Consider the following 16,267-nt stretch of genomic DNA (forward strand, 5'->3'; position numbering starts at 1 on the left):
TATGTTTAGATTACCAACGGTAGTGTGCGAATGCTTTGTTCGCTTCTGCCATTTTGTGCATATCTTCACGTTTTTTAACTGATGCACCAGTGTTGTTAGAAGCATCTAGAATTTCGTTAGCTAAACGCTCTTCCATAGTTTTTTCACCACGAAGACGAGAATAGTTAACTAGGTAACGAAGACCTAAAGTTGTACGGCGTTCTGGACGAACTTCAACCGGTACTTGATAGTTAGAACCACCAACACGGCGAGCACGTACTTCAAGAACTGGCATTACGTTGTTTAGAGCAGCTTCGAATACTTCGATTGGATTTTCACCAGAACGTTCTTTAACTAGTTCGAACGCACCGTATAAAATCTTTTGAGAAGTACCTCTTTTACCATCAACCATCATTTTATTGATTAAACGAGTTACTAGTTTTGAATTATAAATTGGATCTGGTAACACGTCACGTTTGGAAACAGGACCTTTACGAGGCATGTGTTTTCCTCCTTTCGAATAATTATCGATTTATTTTTATACGTTGGCCTTGTACGAAGTTATCACTTAATTCTAAATCAGCTAGCATGATTGGCATTTGGTGATATCGACGTAAGACTCAACACTAATTAACACTTAACGTGTTAAATTATTTTTTTTCTTTAGGGCGTTTTGTTCCGTATTTAGAACGTGATTGTAAACGACCGTTTACACCAGCTGTATCAAGAGCACCACGTACGATATGGTAACGAACACCCGCTAAGTCTTTTACGCGTCCGCCACGGATAAGAACAACACTGTGCTCTTGTAAGTTGTGGCCTTCACCTGGGATATAAGCTGTAACCTCAATTTGGTTAGTTAAACGTACACGAGCGTATTTACGTAACGCTGAGTTTGGTTTACGAGGTGTCATTGTACCTACACGAGTACAAACACCACGTTTTTGTGGAGATTTAACATCAGTTAAAGATTTTTTAAATGAGTTATATCCTTTGTTTAACGCTGGTGATTTTGATTTCGTGATTTTAGATTGACGAGGCTTACGTACTAATTGGTTAATTGTAGGCATCGGTATTTCCTCCCTTCATTTATTCCTTGTTAATACCACACATCCAGGTGGTTCATTTTTTGGGTAAAAACAAAGTCTTTGTGTTTTATACACAAAAACTAATCTACAGCAATAGCAACAACCGCAGCTCCAACATGGATTCCGCAGGCTTTGCCCAGTTCCTTTTTGGACTCGACAAGAATAACTGGTATACCGTTCTCTCTCGCGAAAGTTATGGCCGAATCGGTTACCCAATTGTCTGCATCAAGTGCCACAAAAAGCTCTTTCACTAAACCAGCTTGCATTGCTTTTACTGCTTGCTTTGTACCAATGATTGTTTTACTAGCCCTTACTTTATCATAAGACATTTTCATATCCTCCGAAGTACAGACAGTTAACTATCAACCTTCAATATATTATCATTATCAATTTCTACTGTCAACTAATATCTTTAAAAAGTCCGAAGAGATGCGCTTTTGCCATCTCTTCGGAGCTTAGTTAAGTTATTCAGCAGAAACTAGATCTTCTGCGTCAAGCTCATCTTTTTCAATGCGGATTTGACGATAACGTTGCATACCAGTACCTGCTGGAACAAGTTTACCAATAATTACGTTCTCTTTTAATCCTAGAAGTTCATCACGTTTACCTTTAATTGCAGCATCCGTTAACACACGAGTTGTTTCTTGGAATGATGCAGCAGATAAGAATGATTCCGTTTCTAGTGAAGCTTTAGTAATACCTAGGATTACAGGGCGACAAGTTGCAGGATTTTTGCCGTTCATAACAGCATCTACATTTGCCTCTGAGAATTGGTGAATATCTAATAATGAGCCAGGTAATAATTCTGTATCACCAGCTTCAATTACGCGAACTTTACGAAGCATTTGACGTACCATTACTTCGATATGTTTGTCTCCAATTTCTACCCCTTGCATACGGTATACTTTTTGTACTTCTTTTAGTAAATATTCTTGAACTGTTGAAACGTCTTTTACTTTTAATAATTGTTTTGGATCGATAGAACCTTCTGTTAATACTTGACCACGTTCGATTGAGTCACCTTCGATAACTTTCAGACGTGCATTATAAGGTGCTTGGTATTTACGAGTTTCTACGTCACCTTGAACTGTAATTTCTTTTAGACCTTCACGAATTTCAGTAATATCTGAAACCGTACCAGCAATCTCAGAAATGACAGATTGACCTTTTGGATTACGTGCTTCGAAAATCTCTTGGATACGAGGAAGACCTTGAGTAATATCGTCTCCGGCTACCCCACCTGTATGGAATGTACGCATTGTTAACTGAGTACCTGGTTCACCGATTGATTGAGCAGCAATAATACCAACTGCTTCCCCAACTTCAACTTTTTCACCAGTTGCTAAGTTCATGCCATAACATTTTTTACATACACCATGTTTTGTATTACATGTGAACGCTGAACGGATTGTTACTTCCTCGATACCTGCTTCTATAATAACACGAGCGACATCTTGGTCGATTAAACCGTCTTTTTCTAGAATTACATCGCCTGTTTCTGGATGGAAAATCGTTTTCTTCGTATGACGACCAACAATACGTTCGTCTAACGCTTCGATTAGTTCTGTACCTTCCATTAACGCACCGATAGTTAAGCCGCGGTCAGTTCCACAATCATCTTCACGAACGATTACATCTTGTGCAACGTCTACAAGACGACGTGTTAAGTAACCTGAATCGGCAGTTTTTAGGGCTGTATCGGCAAGACCTTTACGAGCACCATGTGTTGAGATGAAGTATTCCAATACTGTTAAACCTTCACGGAATGAAGACTTGATTGGAAGTTCAATAATACGACCAGCCGGGTTGGCCATCAGACCACGCATACCAGCTAACTGTGTAAAGTTAGACGCGTTACCACGGGCACCTGAGTCAGACATCATGAAGATTGGGTTTGTTTTCTCAAGTGACTTCATCAGTTTTGATTGAATTTCATCTTTCGCTGCACTCCAGCTAGAGATAACACGATCATAACGCTCTTCTTCTGTAATGAAACCACGACGGAATTGCGCTTGAACTTTATCTACTTTCTCTTGTGCTTCAGCTAGGATTTCACCTTTGTCTGGTAATACCACGATGTCAGATACACCAACAGTGATACCAGCGCGAGTTGAGTATTTAAAACCTAAGTTTTTCATGCGGTCAAGCATTTTAGATGTTTCAGTAATGTGGAAACGTTTAAACACTTCTGCAATGATATTTCCTAAGAATTTCTTGCGGAATGGGTTTACAACAGGTACTGATGCAAAATGTTTGCGAAGTACTGCTGAACGTTGCGCCTCTACTTTACCTTTTTCATCTAATTGGCTGTAAGCGGCATCTGCTTCAAGCTCTGCTAAAGTTTCTAAGTCAATTGTTAAGTTTGCGAAGTACTTCTCTGGCGTTACTTGCTCTAAGTTGAAATCAGTAGGTTCGTTAATGAACGGGAATGATTCAGGCAAGATTTCATTAAAGATCACTTTACCAACAGTTGTTAATAAGAACATATTATTTTGTTCTTCTGTAAATGTTGGGTTGTTCAGTGAACTTGCTTTGATCGCGATACGTGTATGCAAGTGAACATGACCTGTATCATATGCGATTAAAACTTCGTTTGGTCCATAGAAAATTGAACCTTCACCACGAGCATCTTCACGCTCAAGTGTTAAATAGTAGTTACCTAATACCATATCTTGAGATGGTGTTACAACTGGCTTACCATCTTTCGGGTTTAGGATGTTTTGGGCAGCAAGCATTAGAAGTCGAGCTTCTGCTTGTGCTTCAGCTGATAATGGTACGTGAACCGCCATTTGGTCACCATCGAAGTCAGCGTTGTAAGCTGTACATACTAATGGGTGAAGACGAATTGCACGACCTTCAACAAGTGTTGGTTCAAACGCTTGGATACCAAGACGGTGAAGCGTTGGTGCACGGTTTAGTAATACTGGATGCTCACGGATAACATCTTCTAAAACGTCCCATACGTCGTTGTTTAAACGTTCGATTTTACGTTTAGCAGATTTAATATTGTGTGCAAGACCACGTTCTACTAATTCTTTCATAACGAAAGGTTTAAATAGCTCAATTGCCATTTCCTTCGGTAAACCACATTGGTACATTTTTAAATTTGGACCTACTACGATAACTGAACGACCAGAATAGTCAACACGTTTACCAAGTAAGTTTTGACGGAAACGACCTTGTTTCCCTTTTAACATATGTGAAAGTGATTTTAACGGACGGTTACCTGGTCCAGTGACTGGACGACCACGACGACCGTTATCGATTAATGCATCAACTGCTTCTTGTAACATACGTTTCTCGTTTTGAACGATAATGCTTGGTGCGCCAAGATCTAATAAACGTTTTAAACGGTTATTACGGTTGATTACACGACGATATAAATCATTTAAGTCAGATGTTGCAAAACGACCACCATCTAATTGAACCATTGGACGAAGCTCCGGTGGAATAACAGGTAGTACATCTAAAATCATCCACTCTGGAGAGTTACCTGAGTTACGGAATGATTCTACTACTTCAAGACGTTTAATCGCACGTGTACGGCGTTGACCTTGTGCTGATTTTAGTTCTTCTTTTAAAGAATGTGTTTCATCTTCAAGATCGATTTTAGCAAGAAGCTTTTTGATTGCTTCTGCACCCATCGCTGCTTCGAAAGTTGCACCGAATTTTTCACGGTATGCACGGTACTCTTTTTCAGAAAGTAATTGCTTACTCTCTAAGTTTGTAGCACCTGGTTCAATTACAACGTAAGATGCGAAGTAAATTACTTCTTCTAAAGCACGTGGAGACATATCTAAAATAAGGCCCATACGGCTTGGAATACCTTTGAAGTACCAAATATGAGAAACTGGAGCAGCTAATTCGATGTGACCCATACGTTCACGACGAACTTTTGCACGTGTTACTTCAACACCACAACGGTCACAAACTACGCCTTTATAGCGAACACGTTTGTATTTACCACAGTGACATTCCCAGTCTTTCGTAGGACCGAAAATACGTTCACAGAATAAACCATCTTTTTCTGGTTTTAATGTACGATAGTTAATTGTTTCTGGTTTTTTTACTTCACCATATGACCAAGAACGAATCTTGTCAGGGGATGCTAAACCAATTTTCATATATTCAAATTCATTAACGTCTATCAAGGAGCCTACCTCCCTCTAGTTATAGGTCTTTATAAAGACTCTTTTACGCAGCTCGACAATCGTTTGCAAAAATACATTTTGACAAAAGATTAAAAATAGATTGATTTCATTCATAAAGAAAGTCGAGCAGGGCGTTAAATCCTGCCCGACTAATTTGAAAAATAAGTTTGACCATATTCACACGAATGTGAACTAAACCTTATCCATTATTCTAAAGACTCTACTGGCTCTTCTTCTGTTTCTGGCTGTGGCGCAATATTAAGTGCGTCAGCAGGTTGAAGGTCTTCTTCTTCGTCTAGATCGCGAAGCTCTACTTCTTCATCATTGATTGTTAACATTTTAACATCCATACCAAGAGATTGAAGTTCTTTAATCAATACTTTGAATGATTCTGGAACGCCTGGCTCTGGTACGCTTTCGCCTTTAACGATAGCCTCGTATGTTTTCACACGACCAACAACGTCATCGGATTTAACAGTTAAAATTTCTTGAAGTGTGTATGCAGCACCGTATGCTTCAAGCGCCCATACCTCCATCTCACCAAAGCGTTGTCCACCGAACTGCGCTTTACCACCAAGTGGTTGTTGTGTAACAAGTGAGTAAGGACCAGTTGAACGTGCGTGAAGTTTATCGTCAACCATGTGTGCAAGTTTGATCATGTACATGATCCCAACAGATACACGGTTATCGAACGGTTCACCCGAACGTCCATCATACAGGATTGTTTTACCGTCACGGTTCATCCCTGCTTCTTCCATCGTTTCCCATACGTCTTCTTCGTTGGCACCATCAAATACTGGTGTTGCCATATGAACACCTAAGTAACGAGAAGCCATACCTAAGTGTAACTCTAAAACTTGTCCGATGTTCATACGAGAAGGTACACCTAATGGGTTTAACATGATATCGACAGGAGTACCATCTGGCATAAATGGCATATCCTCTTCCGGTAAGATACGAGAGATAACCCCTTTGTTACCATGGCGTCCGGCCATTTTGTCCCCAACGCGGATTTTACGTTTTTGAACAATATACGCACGAACTAATTGGTTAACACCTGGTGGTAACTCATCGCCGTCTTCACGGTTAAATACTTTAACGTCAAGGATGATACCGCCCGCACCATGTGGTACGCGTAATGAAGTATCACGAACTTCACGTGCCTTTTCACCAAAGATTGCATGTAATAAGCGCTCTTCAGCTGTTAATTCTGTAACCCCTTTAGGCGTTACTTTACCTACAAGAATATCACCATCACGTACTTCCGCACCGATACGGATAATACCACGTTCGTCTAAGTTACGAAGTGCATCTTCCCCAACGTTTGGAATGTCGCGTGTAATTTCTTCAGGTCCTAATTTTGTATCACGAGATTCTGACTCGTATTCTTCAATATGAACTGAAGTATATACATCGTCTTTTACAAGGCGTTCACTCATGATAACAGCATCCTCATAGTTGAACCCGTTCCAAGTCATGAACGCAACAAGTACGTTACGACCTAAAGCAAGTTCACCGTTTTCCATAGATGGACCGTCTGCTAAAATATCGCGAGGTTTCACACGTTCGCCAACTTTTACAAGTGGACGTTGGTTGTATGAAGTACCTTGGTTTGAACGAATGAATTTTTGTAATTTATATTTTGTTAAATCGCCTTTAACTTCTTTACCGTCGACTGTTTCGATGCGACGTACATGGATTGAACGAGCTTCAACATGCTCAACAATACCATCGTATTTCGCAACTACAGCCGCACCAGAGTCACGCGCATCTACGTGTTCCATACCAGTACCAACAAACGGAGCTTCTGGATTTAAAAGAGGAACCGCTTGACGTTGCATGTTGGCACCCATAAGCGCACGGTTAGAGTCATCGTTTTCTAAGAATGGAATACATGCAGTCGCTGCAGAAACTACTTGTTTAGGAGATACGTCCATATAGTCCATTTGAGCCTTATTGAAAACTGTGTTATCTCCACGGAAACGACCTACAACTTCATCGTTAGTGAATGTCCCATCAGGATTTAATAGCGAGTTCGCTTGTGCTACATAGTAGTTATCTTCTTCGTCAGCTGTTAAGTAATCAATTTGATCCGTTACTTGACCAGTTTCATGGTCAATACGACGATATGGCGTTTCAATGAAACCAAATTTATTTACTTTAGCGAATGAAGATAACGAGTTGATTAAACCAATGTTTGGACCCTCAGGTGTCTCAATCGGACACATACGACCATAGTGAGAATAGTGAACGTCACGCACTTCGAAACCAGCGCGCTCACGCGTTAAACCACCAGGCCCTAATGCAGATAGACGACGTTTATGCGTTAACTCTGCCAGCGGGTTTGTTTGGTCCATGAATTGAGATAATTGAGAGCTACCAAAGAATTCTTTAATAGACGCAATTACTGGACGAATATTGATTAATTGTTGCGGTACGATAGCGGCTGTATCATTAATAGACATACGCTCGCGCACAACACGTTCCATACGAGATAAACCGATACGGAATTGGTTTTGTAATAACTCACCAACAGAGCGCAGACGACGGTTACCTAAATGGTCAATATCATCTGTTGCTCCTACTTGGTAAAGTAGGTTGAAGAAATAACTTACTGAAGATAATACATCAGCAGGTGTAATATTCTTCACTTCTTCGTCAATGTAGGCATTACTAATAACATTGATTTCTTTTTGCGCTTCATCTTTAGGTGCATAAATTTTAATAGATTGGATTGTTACGTCATCTTCAAGAACTCCGCCAACTTGTGATAAAGTGCGGTAGCCAATGCCTTTAGAAGAATCCTCTAGGTAAGGTAAAATCTTATCTAAAGTACGACGATCTAGCACAGTGCCCTTCTCTACTAAAATTTCGCCTGTTTCTGGATCAACAAGCGTTTCAGCAATCGTTTGGTTGAATAAACGATTTTTGATGTGAAGCTTTTTGTTCATTTTGTAACGACCAACATTCGCTAAATCATAGCGTTTAGCATCAAAGAAACGAGAATATAATAAACTTTTCGCACTTTCTACTGTTGGTGGCTCACCTGGACGTAAACGCTCGTAGATTTCTAAAAGTGCTTTTTCTGTACTTTCAGAGTTATCTTTTTCTAGCGTATTACGTAAATATTCGTTATCACCGATAATATCGATAATCTCTTGATCCGAACCGAATCCTAATGCACGAAGTAACACTGTTACTGGTAGCTTACGAGTACGATCAATACGTACATATACTACATCCTTCGCGTCAGTTTCATATTCTAACCAAGCGCCACGGTTTGGAATTACTGTCGCACCGAAGCCTTTTTTACCGTTTTTATCAGTTTTATCATGGAAATACACACTTGGTGATCGAACTAATTGTGAAACAATAACACGTTCAGCACCGTTGATAATGAACGTACCTGTTTCTGTCATTAATGGGAAGTCACCCATAAATACATCTTGTTCTTTCACTTCGTCTGTTTCTTTGTTGTAAAGACGTACTTTCACACGTAATGGAGCTGCGTAAGTAACATCTCGCTCTTTACACTCATCGACATCATATTTAGGATCACCTAATGCATAATCGATGAATTCTAATGAAAGATTACCTGTAAAGTCCTCGATCGGCGAAATGTCACGGAACATTTCACGTAAACCTTCTTCAAGGAACCACTCGTAAGACGCCGTTTGAATCTCAATCAGATTTGGAAGCTCAAGCACCTCTTTAATACGCGCAAAGCTTCTACGCTGGCGGTGTTGTCCGTACTGAACTAGTTGACCTGTCAACTCATTCACCCCTCAATAAAGCGATATTAGGTCTTTGCAAAATCATCCAAATAGTGTATGATTTCGAAAGACAAAAAGAAAACGAGTCTTCAAAAAGATCTCATTTTCGGTTAACTAAACTTATCTTGGCAAGTATACCCATATAAAATCATTCATATACCAAAAGGGCACACGACCTCAAAATAATATTTTTGCATTGTATCATGTTATCATAGCCGTTTTGTCAAGTCAATATTTTATACATATTTCATTTATTTTTTTGCACGCACTATCCAGTATCCTTTTTTCTTCTCCACAACATCGACTTCAGAAAATTTTTCTTCTAAATAGCTAACCGTTGATGGTGCACCTTGCTTCTTCTGAATTACTACCCATAACTCTCCAGAAGTGACTAACTTATCATAAGCACCGTCGTAAAAGCGGAAAACCGTGTCCTTTCCTGCACGAATTGGAGGATTGGTTAAAATAGCTGCAGCCTTCGCCTCATCATCAACATTCGATAGTCCGTCACTGACAAATATTCGTACATTTTGAACACCGTTTACTTGCGCATTTTTTTGAGAAAGCGCAACTGCTCGTTCATTAATATCCATCATCAAAATAGTGCGCTCAGGATTTGCCTTGGCAATTGATAACCCAATTGGCCCATAGCCACAACCCACATCAAAAATCGCACCATCTACATCTGGCGTTTGAAACGCATCTATTAATACACGGGATCCAAAATCTACTTCGCTTTTACTAAATACACCTGCATCCGTTTCAAAGGAAAACGTATGCCCAAGTAACTTGAACGTCCAGTGACGAGGTTTACTTTCAGTTTGAGGCTTACTTGTATAATAGTGATCTGACATTTTCACGCCTCCTCAGAATGAAGAAAAAGCTCGCCACAATGACGAGCTTCCTTTTGTATAAAAGTAATACGAGATTACTTAACTTCTACAGATGCGCCAACTTCTTCAAGTTTAGCTTTGATTTGTTCAGCTTCATCTTTAGATACGCCTTCTTTAAGAGCTTTAGGAGCGTTATCTACAACTTCTTTAGCTTCTTTAAGACCTAAACCAGTGATTTCGCGAACCACTTTGATTACTTTAATTTTTTCAGCACCAGCTGATGCTAATACTACGTCGAATTCTGTTTTTTCTTCAGCTGCAGCAGCACCGCCAGCAACTACTGCTACTGGAGCAGCAGCTGTTACACCGAATTCTTCTTCGATAGCTTTTACTAAATCGTTTAATTCAAGAACTGTCATAGCTTTGATGGCTTCTAAGATTTGCTCTTTGTTCATTATAATTTCCTCCTAATTGGATATGTTTTAGTTTTTTGCGGTCAAGCCGCGGAAGTTATGCAACGCAAGAAATTATGCGCCTTGTTCTTCTTTTTGTTCTGCAACAGCTTTTGTTGCAAGTGCGAAGTTGCGCACTGGAGCTTGAAGTACAGATAAAAGCATTGAAAGAAGACCTTCGCGTGATGGAAGTTCTGCAAGTGCTTTAACATCTTCAACAGAAGAGATTGTACCTTCAATAATACCTGCTTTAATTTCTAAAGCTTCGTTTTTCTTAGCGAACTCGTTGATGATTTTAGCAGGGGCTACAACATCTTCAGTTGAGAACGCGATTGCGTTAGGACCAGTTAATACTTCATTGATTCCTTCAACGCCAGCAGCTTCAGCAGCACGACGAGTTAAAGTGTTTTTGTAAACTTTAAACTCAACACCAGCTTCACGAAGTTGTTTACGAAGTTCAGTCACTTGTGCAACATTAAGACCACGATAATCCACTACTACTACAGAAGCAGCGCCTTGGAATTTTTCAGTGATTTCTTGCACTTGTGATTGTTTGTTTTCGATTGCTTTGCTCATGATGACACCTCCTATTAGAATGGGTCATTTATACCGACAAAAGTAAAGCCTCTGGGTCATATAGACACAGAGGCTGAAAGTCATCATCTTTAAAATAAGAATCCGAATTCCGATGTCCTCGGTAGGATCATTAAGTGACAAGTCACTCCTACTGTCTACGGTACAAATGGATGATTCACAACAGCATCCATCTTACCAAAGATACGGATAGCTGTCAATCAATTTATATAAAATTATTTTACTACTACGTTAGCAGCGTCAATTTTAATAGCTGGGCCCATTGTAGTTGTAACGTTTACAGATTTCATGTAAGTACCTTTAGCTGCAGCAGGTTTTGCTTTTTGAACAACGTCAAATACAGTTAAGAAGTTTTCTACAAGTTTTTCTGTAGCAAAAGAAACTTTACCGATAGGAGCGTGGATAATACCAGCTTTGTCAGCGCGGTATTCTACTTTACCAGCTTTGATTTCTTCGATTGCTTTCGTTACGTCAAATGTAACTGTACCAGTTTTAGGGTTTGGCATTAAGCCTTTAGGTCCTAATACACGACCAAGTTTACCAACTTCACCCATCATGTCAGGAGTTGCTACGATTACATCGAAGTCAAACCAACCTTGTTGGATTTTTTGGATGTATTCTGCATCGCCTACATAGTCAGCGCCAGCAGCTTCTGCTTCTTTAAGTTTTTCACCTTTAGCGAAAACTAATACGCGTTGAGTTTTACCAGTACCGTTTGGTAGCACTACTGCACCACGGATTTGTTGGTCATTTTTACGAGTATCGATTCCTAAACGGAAAGCAACTTCTACAGTAGCGTCGAAGTTTACTGTGCTAGTTTTTTGAGCAAGTTCGATTGCTTCTTGTGCGCCGTATACGTTGTTACGGTCAATTAATTTCACTGCATCTTGCAGCTTTTTACCTTTTTTAGCCATTATATATTTCCTCCTTGATTGTGGTTATAGCGGATTTTACCTCCCACGAATAAAGGTTGCGCGTTCACAAAGAAACTCCGCAACCTTCCAAAAACAAAAACATCAAGTAACTGGGATTAGTCTTCGATAACAATACCCATGCTTCGTGCAGTACCTTCAACCATTAACATAGCAGCTTCAACTGAAGCAGCGTTAAGGTCTGGCATTTTAGTTTCAGCGATTTCGCGAACTTTATCACGTTTAACCGTTGCAACTTTTTTACGGTTTGGTTCACCAGATCCAGATTGGATACCAGCTGCTACTTTAAGTAAAACTGCTGCAGGTGGAGTTTTCGTAATGAAAGTAAATGAACGGTCTTCGAATACTGAAATTTCAACCGGAATAATAAGACCAGCTTGATCAGCAGTACGCGCATTGAATTCTTTACAGAATCCCATGATGTTCACACCTGCTTGACCTAATGCAGGACCAACCGGTGGAGCTGGGTTTGCTTTACCAGCAGGGATTTGAAGTTTAACAACTTTAATAACTTTTTTAGCCACGAGACACACCTCCTTAAGTCCGTGATGTGGTAATTGGGTTGCCCCTCCCACTCAATATCTGTCTGTCAGCTAATTGCCGATAACATTAAAATTATCATTACAGACGTCAACCGAAGTATGACAGTCTGACCTTTGAAATGATACCACTTTTAAATTTTTTAAGCAAGTAGTAATTAACAAAATCTGCGATATACGCTCAATCATACGTAATATGGTAACTAGAATGGAAAACTATAATTTTTGAATTTGTTCAAAATCCAGTTCCATAATCGTTTCGCGACCGAACATATCTACAGATACTTTCAGTTTTCCTTTTTCAGCGTCGATTTCTTCAACACGTCCTTGGAAGTGCGCAAATGGTCCTTCTAATACTTCAACTGCTTCACCGATAGTAATATCGATTTCAACAATTTTATCAGTCATGCCCATTTGTTCTAATAGACGATCTGCTTCTTCTGGTAATAGAGGCGTTGGTTTTGCTCCGCCACCTGATGAACCGATAAAGCCAGTAACACCTGGCGTATTGCGGACAACATACCAAGAATCATCTGTCATAATTAGCTCTACTAGGACATAACCAGGAAAGACTTTACGCATCATTGTGCGCTTTTTGCCGTCCTTCATTTCTGTTTCCTCGTGCTCAGGCACGATAACGCGGAAGATTTTATCTTGCATCCCCATTGTTTCAACACGTTTTTCTAGGTTTGCTTTTACACGGTTTTCATACCCTGAATACGTATGAACAACATACCAATTTTTCTCCATAACTGCTAGGACTACTCGTCCGTCCCTCCCTTACAAATAAAAGTGAAAATGATCGCGATATGCAAAGTGCATCCTTTATTCTTTTCACAAACTTCCCAATAGAAAAACATAGCTTTCGCCTTAGCAAGCGAAAGCTCGATGATATATACCTAATTAGCATAGTCATCTATCGCTACCAACATACTTTCGCCGGTAGTCACACTTAATCATAATGAGAACATTTTACTGCTCTTCACTTAATAAAACAAACGAAAAAACCCGTTATTGTAATGGACGGGCTATTTTCAAAAGTATTAACATGCTCTTTTCTAAATTATAAATCTAAGTACCAGCGGAATAATGATGAAATACCTAAGTCTACTAACACAAAAAATAAAGCCATAATTACTACAGTTGAAATTACAACGACTGTATATTTCGTCAGTTCTTTACTTTTTGGCCAGCTAGTTTTTCGCATTTCCGACATTACGTCGCTGAAAAAACTTTTAATCTTGCCCATTCTAGCCTAACCTCCGAATCAATCATATCTGTCTATTTACAAAATATTTTATAACGTTTGTTTATGCACTGTATGTTCATTGCAATGCGAGCAAAATTTCTTTAATTCGAGACGTACAGTAGTATCTCCCTTAGCAGGAAAAGTGTAATTTCTCGATCCGCATTTTTCACAATTTAGCACGACTTTCTTTGCCATGTAATCACCTTTTCGGCACTTTGTCTTTTAAAGACTAACACCTAAAATTGTCAATGTCAACAAGGGTACGTGCCCTCTATGACATTTCCTCGAGCACTAAATGACGCTCTAATTTCCGCTTCACTCGTTGCAAAGCATTATCAATTGACTTTACATGCCGATTCAATTTTGCAGAAATTTCATGATAAGATTGCCCATCTAAGTATAGAGCTAATACTTGTAGCTCCAATTCACTTAAAATTTCACTCATTTTTTCTTCTAAATAACCAAACTCTTCTCTATGAATCATTAACTCTTCTGGATCATCCATAATAGCGCCTGTTAAAACATCCATTAATGTGCGATCTGATTCCTCATCAAAAATAGGCTTATCTAGAGAAACATAGGAATTTAGTGGAATATGTTTTTGCCTTGTTGCTGTTTTAATAGCTGTAATAATTTGTCTTGTTATACATAACTCTGCAAAAGCTCGAAAAGAAGCTAGCTTGTCCCCTTTAAAATCACGGACAGCTTTATACAAGCCAATCATACCCTCTTGTACAATATCCTCTTTATCAGCACCTATTAAAAAATAAGACCTTGCCTTTGCTCTTACTAGCAAACGGTATTTTGTAATTAAAAAATCCAACGCATCTGTATTACCTTGATGCACCATTTCAATAAGCTCTTCATCATTGAATCGTTCAAAATCTTGCGTCACTTGTACAATACTATTTTTAAACATGGTATCACCTCAGCTGCAACAGATAATTAGGAACAGTATAACGGAATTGGAAAATATGCGTCAATCAATCATTTTAATCCACGACGCCACTTTTCGAAGGCAAGTGCCACATCTGGCTTTAGCTCAATGCGTGAAGGTGGCTTGCTTTCTTGCTTTCTTTTTACATCGTGAGAAATTTTATGCTGAATAATGCTCATATCAATTTCTAGCTCTCTTGCCGATTTGCGTAGTGCACCATTACCAAAAATAACACTTTGTTCTGCCATATCGGAAGTTGCGACGTGAATTTGTACATGTCTTGCCTTTAGTTCATGTGTCATCTTTTCAATGCGTTCATCTGCTGTTTCATTTTTCCTTGTATAAATGATTTCGACACCATTCTCTATATAAGATTGTTCCACCCCCGGCACAAGATGGGCGTCAAAAACTACGATCACGCGCCATCCTATCGCCGCTTTATATTCAGCCATAAGCTCAATTAATCGCTTACGTGCATCTTCAAAATTTGTGTCACGTAATGGGCGTAGCTCTTTCCAAGCTCCAATCATATTATAGCCGTCAACAAGCAAAATGTTTTTCATCGTTACTCATTCGCTTCTTGACGTTTACGATACACTTCGTACATTAATAGTGCGGCAGCAACAGAAGCATTTAATGATGTGACATGCCCAACCATAGGCAGATGATATAAAAAGTCACATTTCTCTTTTAACAGGCGACCCATCCCCTTGCCCTCGCTACCAATAATAATTGCAAGTGGTAAGGTTGCATCCATTTTTCGATAATCCGCAGAACCTTTTGCATCTGTACCAGCAATCCATACGCCGCGCTCTTTTAACTCATCTACTGTTTGTGCTAGGTTATTAACACGCACAACTGGTACATGTTCAATCGCTCCTGTAGAAGCTTTCGCCACAACCGCTGTCAAACTCACTGAACGACGCTTTGGAATAATTATACCATGAACGCCAATTGCATCTGCTGTTCGCATAATAGAGCCTAAATTATGTGGATCTTCTAACTCATCTAATATTAAGAAAAACGGATCTTCTTGTTTTTTTTGTGCCGCTGCAAATAAATCATCTAACTCTGCATAGCTATACGCTGCAACAGAGGCAACAATTCCTTGATGATTAGCATCCGATAATTGATCGACCTTTTTTTTCGGAACAAATTGAACAATGATGCCACGTTCACGCGCTAAATCAAGCAGTTCATTGACCCCTGACTTTTTAACACCTTCTGCAATCCATACTTTATTCATATCGCGGCCTGAACGAAGTGCTTCTAACACTGGGTTTTTACCGGCAATAATTTCACCATTTTGTTCTGCCATTATTTTGACACTCCTTTTAATTCCTCGATTATTTGAATAGCGTATGCAATGATGTCATAAACGCGTTCTAATTCACCTAGTAAATACAAGCTTCCGAGTACCGCCTCAAAGCCGGAGCTATTACGGTAAGTTTGGACATCTGTATTTTTTGGAACAGAACCGGACTTGGCGTTGCGTCCTCGTCGGAACACTGCCAATTCCTGCTCTGTTAAAAAGTTTTCATCTATCATGCGATGTACAATCGTTGACTGTGCCTTTGCTGATACATAATGCGTTGCTTCTCTATGGAGTGTATTCGGCTTTACACGGCCACTACGCAGTAAATACTCGCGGACCTTTTGTTCTAAAACCGCATCTCCCATATATGCGAGCGCTAATGCATTTAATTGCTTAACATCTTCATTTCGGAGTTTATCCAAGTT

17 protein-coding genes and 1 other annotated feature are annotated in these 16,267 nt (G+C 39.5%); all 17 genes read right to left on the minus strand.

Annotated elements, in window-relative coordinates; genetic code table 11:
- Positions 1-10 precede the first annotated feature (10 nt).
- The 17 genes from rpsG to ACIQXW_RS19730 all read right to left on the minus strand — a co-directional run bounded on the left by rpsG (position 11) and on the right by ACIQXW_RS19730 (position 16,264).
- Complete coding sequence (gene rpsG / locus ACIQXW_RS19650) at positions 11-481, minus strand: 30S ribosomal protein S7 (RefSeq protein WP_024364378.1); 471 nt, start codon at positions 479-481, stop codon at positions 11-13.
- A 148-nt stretch (positions 482-629) separates the two neighbouring features.
- A complete protein-coding gene (gene rpsL, locus ACIQXW_RS19655; protein WP_010860613.1) occupies positions 630-1,049 on the minus strand; it encodes a 30S ribosomal protein S12 in 420 nt (139 codons plus the stop codon).
- 98 nt (positions 1,050-1,147) lie between these two features.
- Positions 1,148-1,396, minus strand: a complete 249-nt coding sequence (locus ACIQXW_RS19660) for a ribosomal L7Ae/L30e/S12e/Gadd45 family protein (RefSeq protein ID WP_340821750.1) — start codon at positions 1,394-1,396, stop codon at positions 1,148-1,150.
- 135 nt (positions 1,397-1,531) lie between these two features.
- Positions 1,532-5,218, minus strand: coding sequence for a DNA-directed RNA polymerase subunit beta' (gene rpoC / locus ACIQXW_RS19665; protein WP_402764870.1), 3,687 nt, complete (start codon positions 5,216-5,218; stop codon positions 1,532-1,534).
- A gap of 206 nt (positions 5,219-5,424) precedes the next feature.
- Positions 5,425-9,000: a DNA-directed RNA polymerase subunit beta gene (rpoB, locus tag ACIQXW_RS19670; RefSeq protein ID WP_340821747.1), complete on the minus strand. Its 3,576-nt coding sequence runs from the start codon at positions 8,998-9,000 to the stop codon at positions 5,425-5,427.
- A gap of 242 nt (positions 9,001-9,242) precedes the next feature.
- Complete coding sequence (locus ACIQXW_RS19675) at positions 9,243-9,845, minus strand: class I SAM-dependent methyltransferase (RefSeq protein WP_340821746.1); 603 nt, start codon at positions 9,843-9,845, stop codon at positions 9,243-9,245.
- Between the two features lie 74 nt (positions 9,846-9,919).
- The gene (gene rplL, locus ACIQXW_RS19680) at positions 9,920-10,279 is read right to left on the minus strand and encodes a 50S ribosomal protein L7/L12 (protein WP_010860618.1); all 360 of its coding nucleotides are present in this window, start codon (positions 10,277-10,279) and stop codon (positions 9,920-9,922) included.
- Between the two features lie 72 nt (positions 10,280-10,351).
- Positions 10,352-10,852 carry a 50S ribosomal protein L10 gene (rplJ, locus tag ACIQXW_RS19685; RefSeq protein WP_010860619.1) on the minus strand — a complete coding sequence of 167 codons (501 nt, stop codon included), beginning with the start codon at positions 10,850-10,852 and terminating at the stop codon, positions 10,352-10,354.
- Positions 10,853-10,884: 32 nt separating this feature from the next.
- Positions 10,885-11,031, minus strand: a sequence feature (ribosomal protein L10 leader region).
- Between the two features lie 54 nt (positions 11,032-11,085).
- Entirely contained in the window at positions 11,086-11,784 is a 699-nt protein-coding gene (gene rplA / locus ACIQXW_RS19690; protein WP_401012515.1) for a 50S ribosomal protein L1, read from the minus strand.
- Between the two features lie 116 nt (positions 11,785-11,900).
- Positions 11,901-12,326: a 50S ribosomal protein L11 gene (rplK, locus tag ACIQXW_RS19695; protein ID WP_004233593.1), complete on the minus strand. Its 426-nt coding sequence runs from the start codon at positions 12,324-12,326 to the stop codon at positions 11,901-11,903.
- Positions 12,327-12,557: 231 nt separating this feature from the next.
- Positions 12,558-13,091, minus strand: coding sequence for a transcription termination/antitermination protein NusG (nusG, locus tag ACIQXW_RS19700; protein WP_340821742.1), 534 nt, complete (start codon positions 13,089-13,091; stop codon positions 12,558-12,560).
- Between the two features lie 313 nt (positions 13,092-13,404).
- The gene (secE, locus tag ACIQXW_RS19705; protein ID WP_004233589.1) at positions 13,405-13,590 is read right to left on the minus strand and encodes a preprotein translocase subunit SecE; all 186 of its coding nucleotides are present in this window, start codon (positions 13,588-13,590) and stop codon (positions 13,405-13,407) included.
- A gap of 48 nt (positions 13,591-13,638) precedes the next feature.
- Complete coding sequence (gene rpmG / locus ACIQXW_RS19710; RefSeq protein WP_340821740.1) at positions 13,639-13,785, minus strand: 50S ribosomal protein L33; 147 nt, start codon at positions 13,783-13,785, stop codon at positions 13,639-13,641.
- Between the two features lie 76 nt (positions 13,786-13,861).
- Positions 13,862-14,509, minus strand: a complete 648-nt coding sequence (gene sigH / locus ACIQXW_RS19715) for an RNA polymerase sporulation sigma factor SigH (protein WP_024364386.1) — start codon at positions 14,507-14,509, stop codon at positions 13,862-13,864.
- A 68-nt stretch (positions 14,510-14,577) separates the two neighbouring features.
- A complete protein-coding gene (locus ACIQXW_RS19720) occupies positions 14,578-15,090 on the minus strand; it encodes an NYN domain-containing protein (RefSeq protein WP_340821739.1) in 513 nt (170 codons plus the stop codon).
- 2 nt (positions 15,091-15,092) lie between these two features.
- Complete coding sequence (gene rlmB / locus ACIQXW_RS19725; RefSeq protein WP_340821738.1) at positions 15,093-15,845, minus strand: 23S rRNA (guanosine(2251)-2'-O)-methyltransferase RlmB; 753 nt, start codon at positions 15,843-15,845, stop codon at positions 15,093-15,095.
- Positions 15,845-16,264 (minus strand): Mini-ribonuclease 3, encoded by a 420-nt coding sequence (locus ACIQXW_RS19730; RefSeq protein ID WP_340821737.1) that lies wholly within the window; start codon positions 16,262-16,264, stop codon positions 15,845-15,847. The genes rlmB and ACIQXW_RS19730 overlap by 1 nt, the downstream gene beginning before the upstream one ends.
- Positions 16,265-16,267: the final 3 nt, after the last annotated feature.

The organism is Lysinibacillus sp. NPDC097162 (genome assembly GCF_044762185.1).
Classification (GTDB): domain Bacteria; phylum Bacillota; class Bacilli; order Bacillales_A; family Planococcaceae; genus Lysinibacillus.

Excerpts from the sequence above, each read along its gene's own strand:
- rpsG (WP_024364378.1), bottom strand. The coding sequence starts at position 481 with ATGCCTCGTAAAGGTCCTGTTTCCAAACGTGACGTGTTACCAGATCCA.
- rpsL (WP_010860613.1), bottom strand. The coding sequence starts at position 1,049 with ATGCCTACAATTAACCAATTAGTACGTAAGCCTCGTCAATCTAAAATC.
- ACIQXW_RS19660 (WP_340821750.1), bottom strand. The coding sequence starts at position 1,396 with ATGTCTTATGATAAAGTAAGGGCTAGTAAAACAATCATTGGTACAAAG.
- ACIQXW_RS19675 (WP_340821746.1), bottom strand. The coding sequence starts at position 9,845 with ATGTCAGATCACTATTATACAAGTAAGCCTCAAACTGAAAGTAAACCT.
- rplL (WP_010860618.1), bottom strand. The coding sequence starts at position 10,279 with ATGAACAAAGAGCAAATCTTAGAAGCCATCAAAGCTATGACAGTTCTT.
- rplJ (WP_010860619.1), bottom strand. The coding sequence starts at position 10,852 with ATGAGCAAAGCAATCGAAAACAAACAATCACAAGTGCAAGAAATCACT.
- rplA (WP_401012515.1), bottom strand. The coding sequence starts at position 11,784 with ATGGCTAAAAAAGGTAAAAAGCTGCAAGATGCAGTGAAATTAATTGAC.
- nusG (WP_340821742.1), bottom strand. The coding sequence starts at position 13,091 with ATGGAGAAAAATTGGTATGTTGTTCATACGTATTCAGGGTATGAAAAC.
- secE (WP_004233589.1), bottom strand. The coding sequence starts at position 13,590 with ATGGGCAAGATTAAAAGTTTTTTCAGCGACGTAATGTCGGAAATGCGA.
- rpmG (WP_340821740.1), bottom strand. The coding sequence starts at position 13,785 with ATGGCAAAGAAAGTCGTGCTAAATTGTGAAAAATGCGGATCGAGAAAT.
- sigH (WP_024364386.1), bottom strand. The coding sequence starts at position 14,509 with ATGTTTAAAAATAGTATTGTACAAGTGACGCAAGATTTTGAACGATTC.
- ACIQXW_RS19720 (WP_340821739.1), bottom strand. The coding sequence starts at position 15,090 with ATGAAAAACATTTTGCTTGTTGACGGCTATAATATGATTGGAGCTTGG.
- rlmB (WP_340821738.1), bottom strand. The coding sequence starts at position 15,845 with ATGGCAGAACAAAATGGTGAAATTATTGCCGGTAAAAACCCAGTGTTA.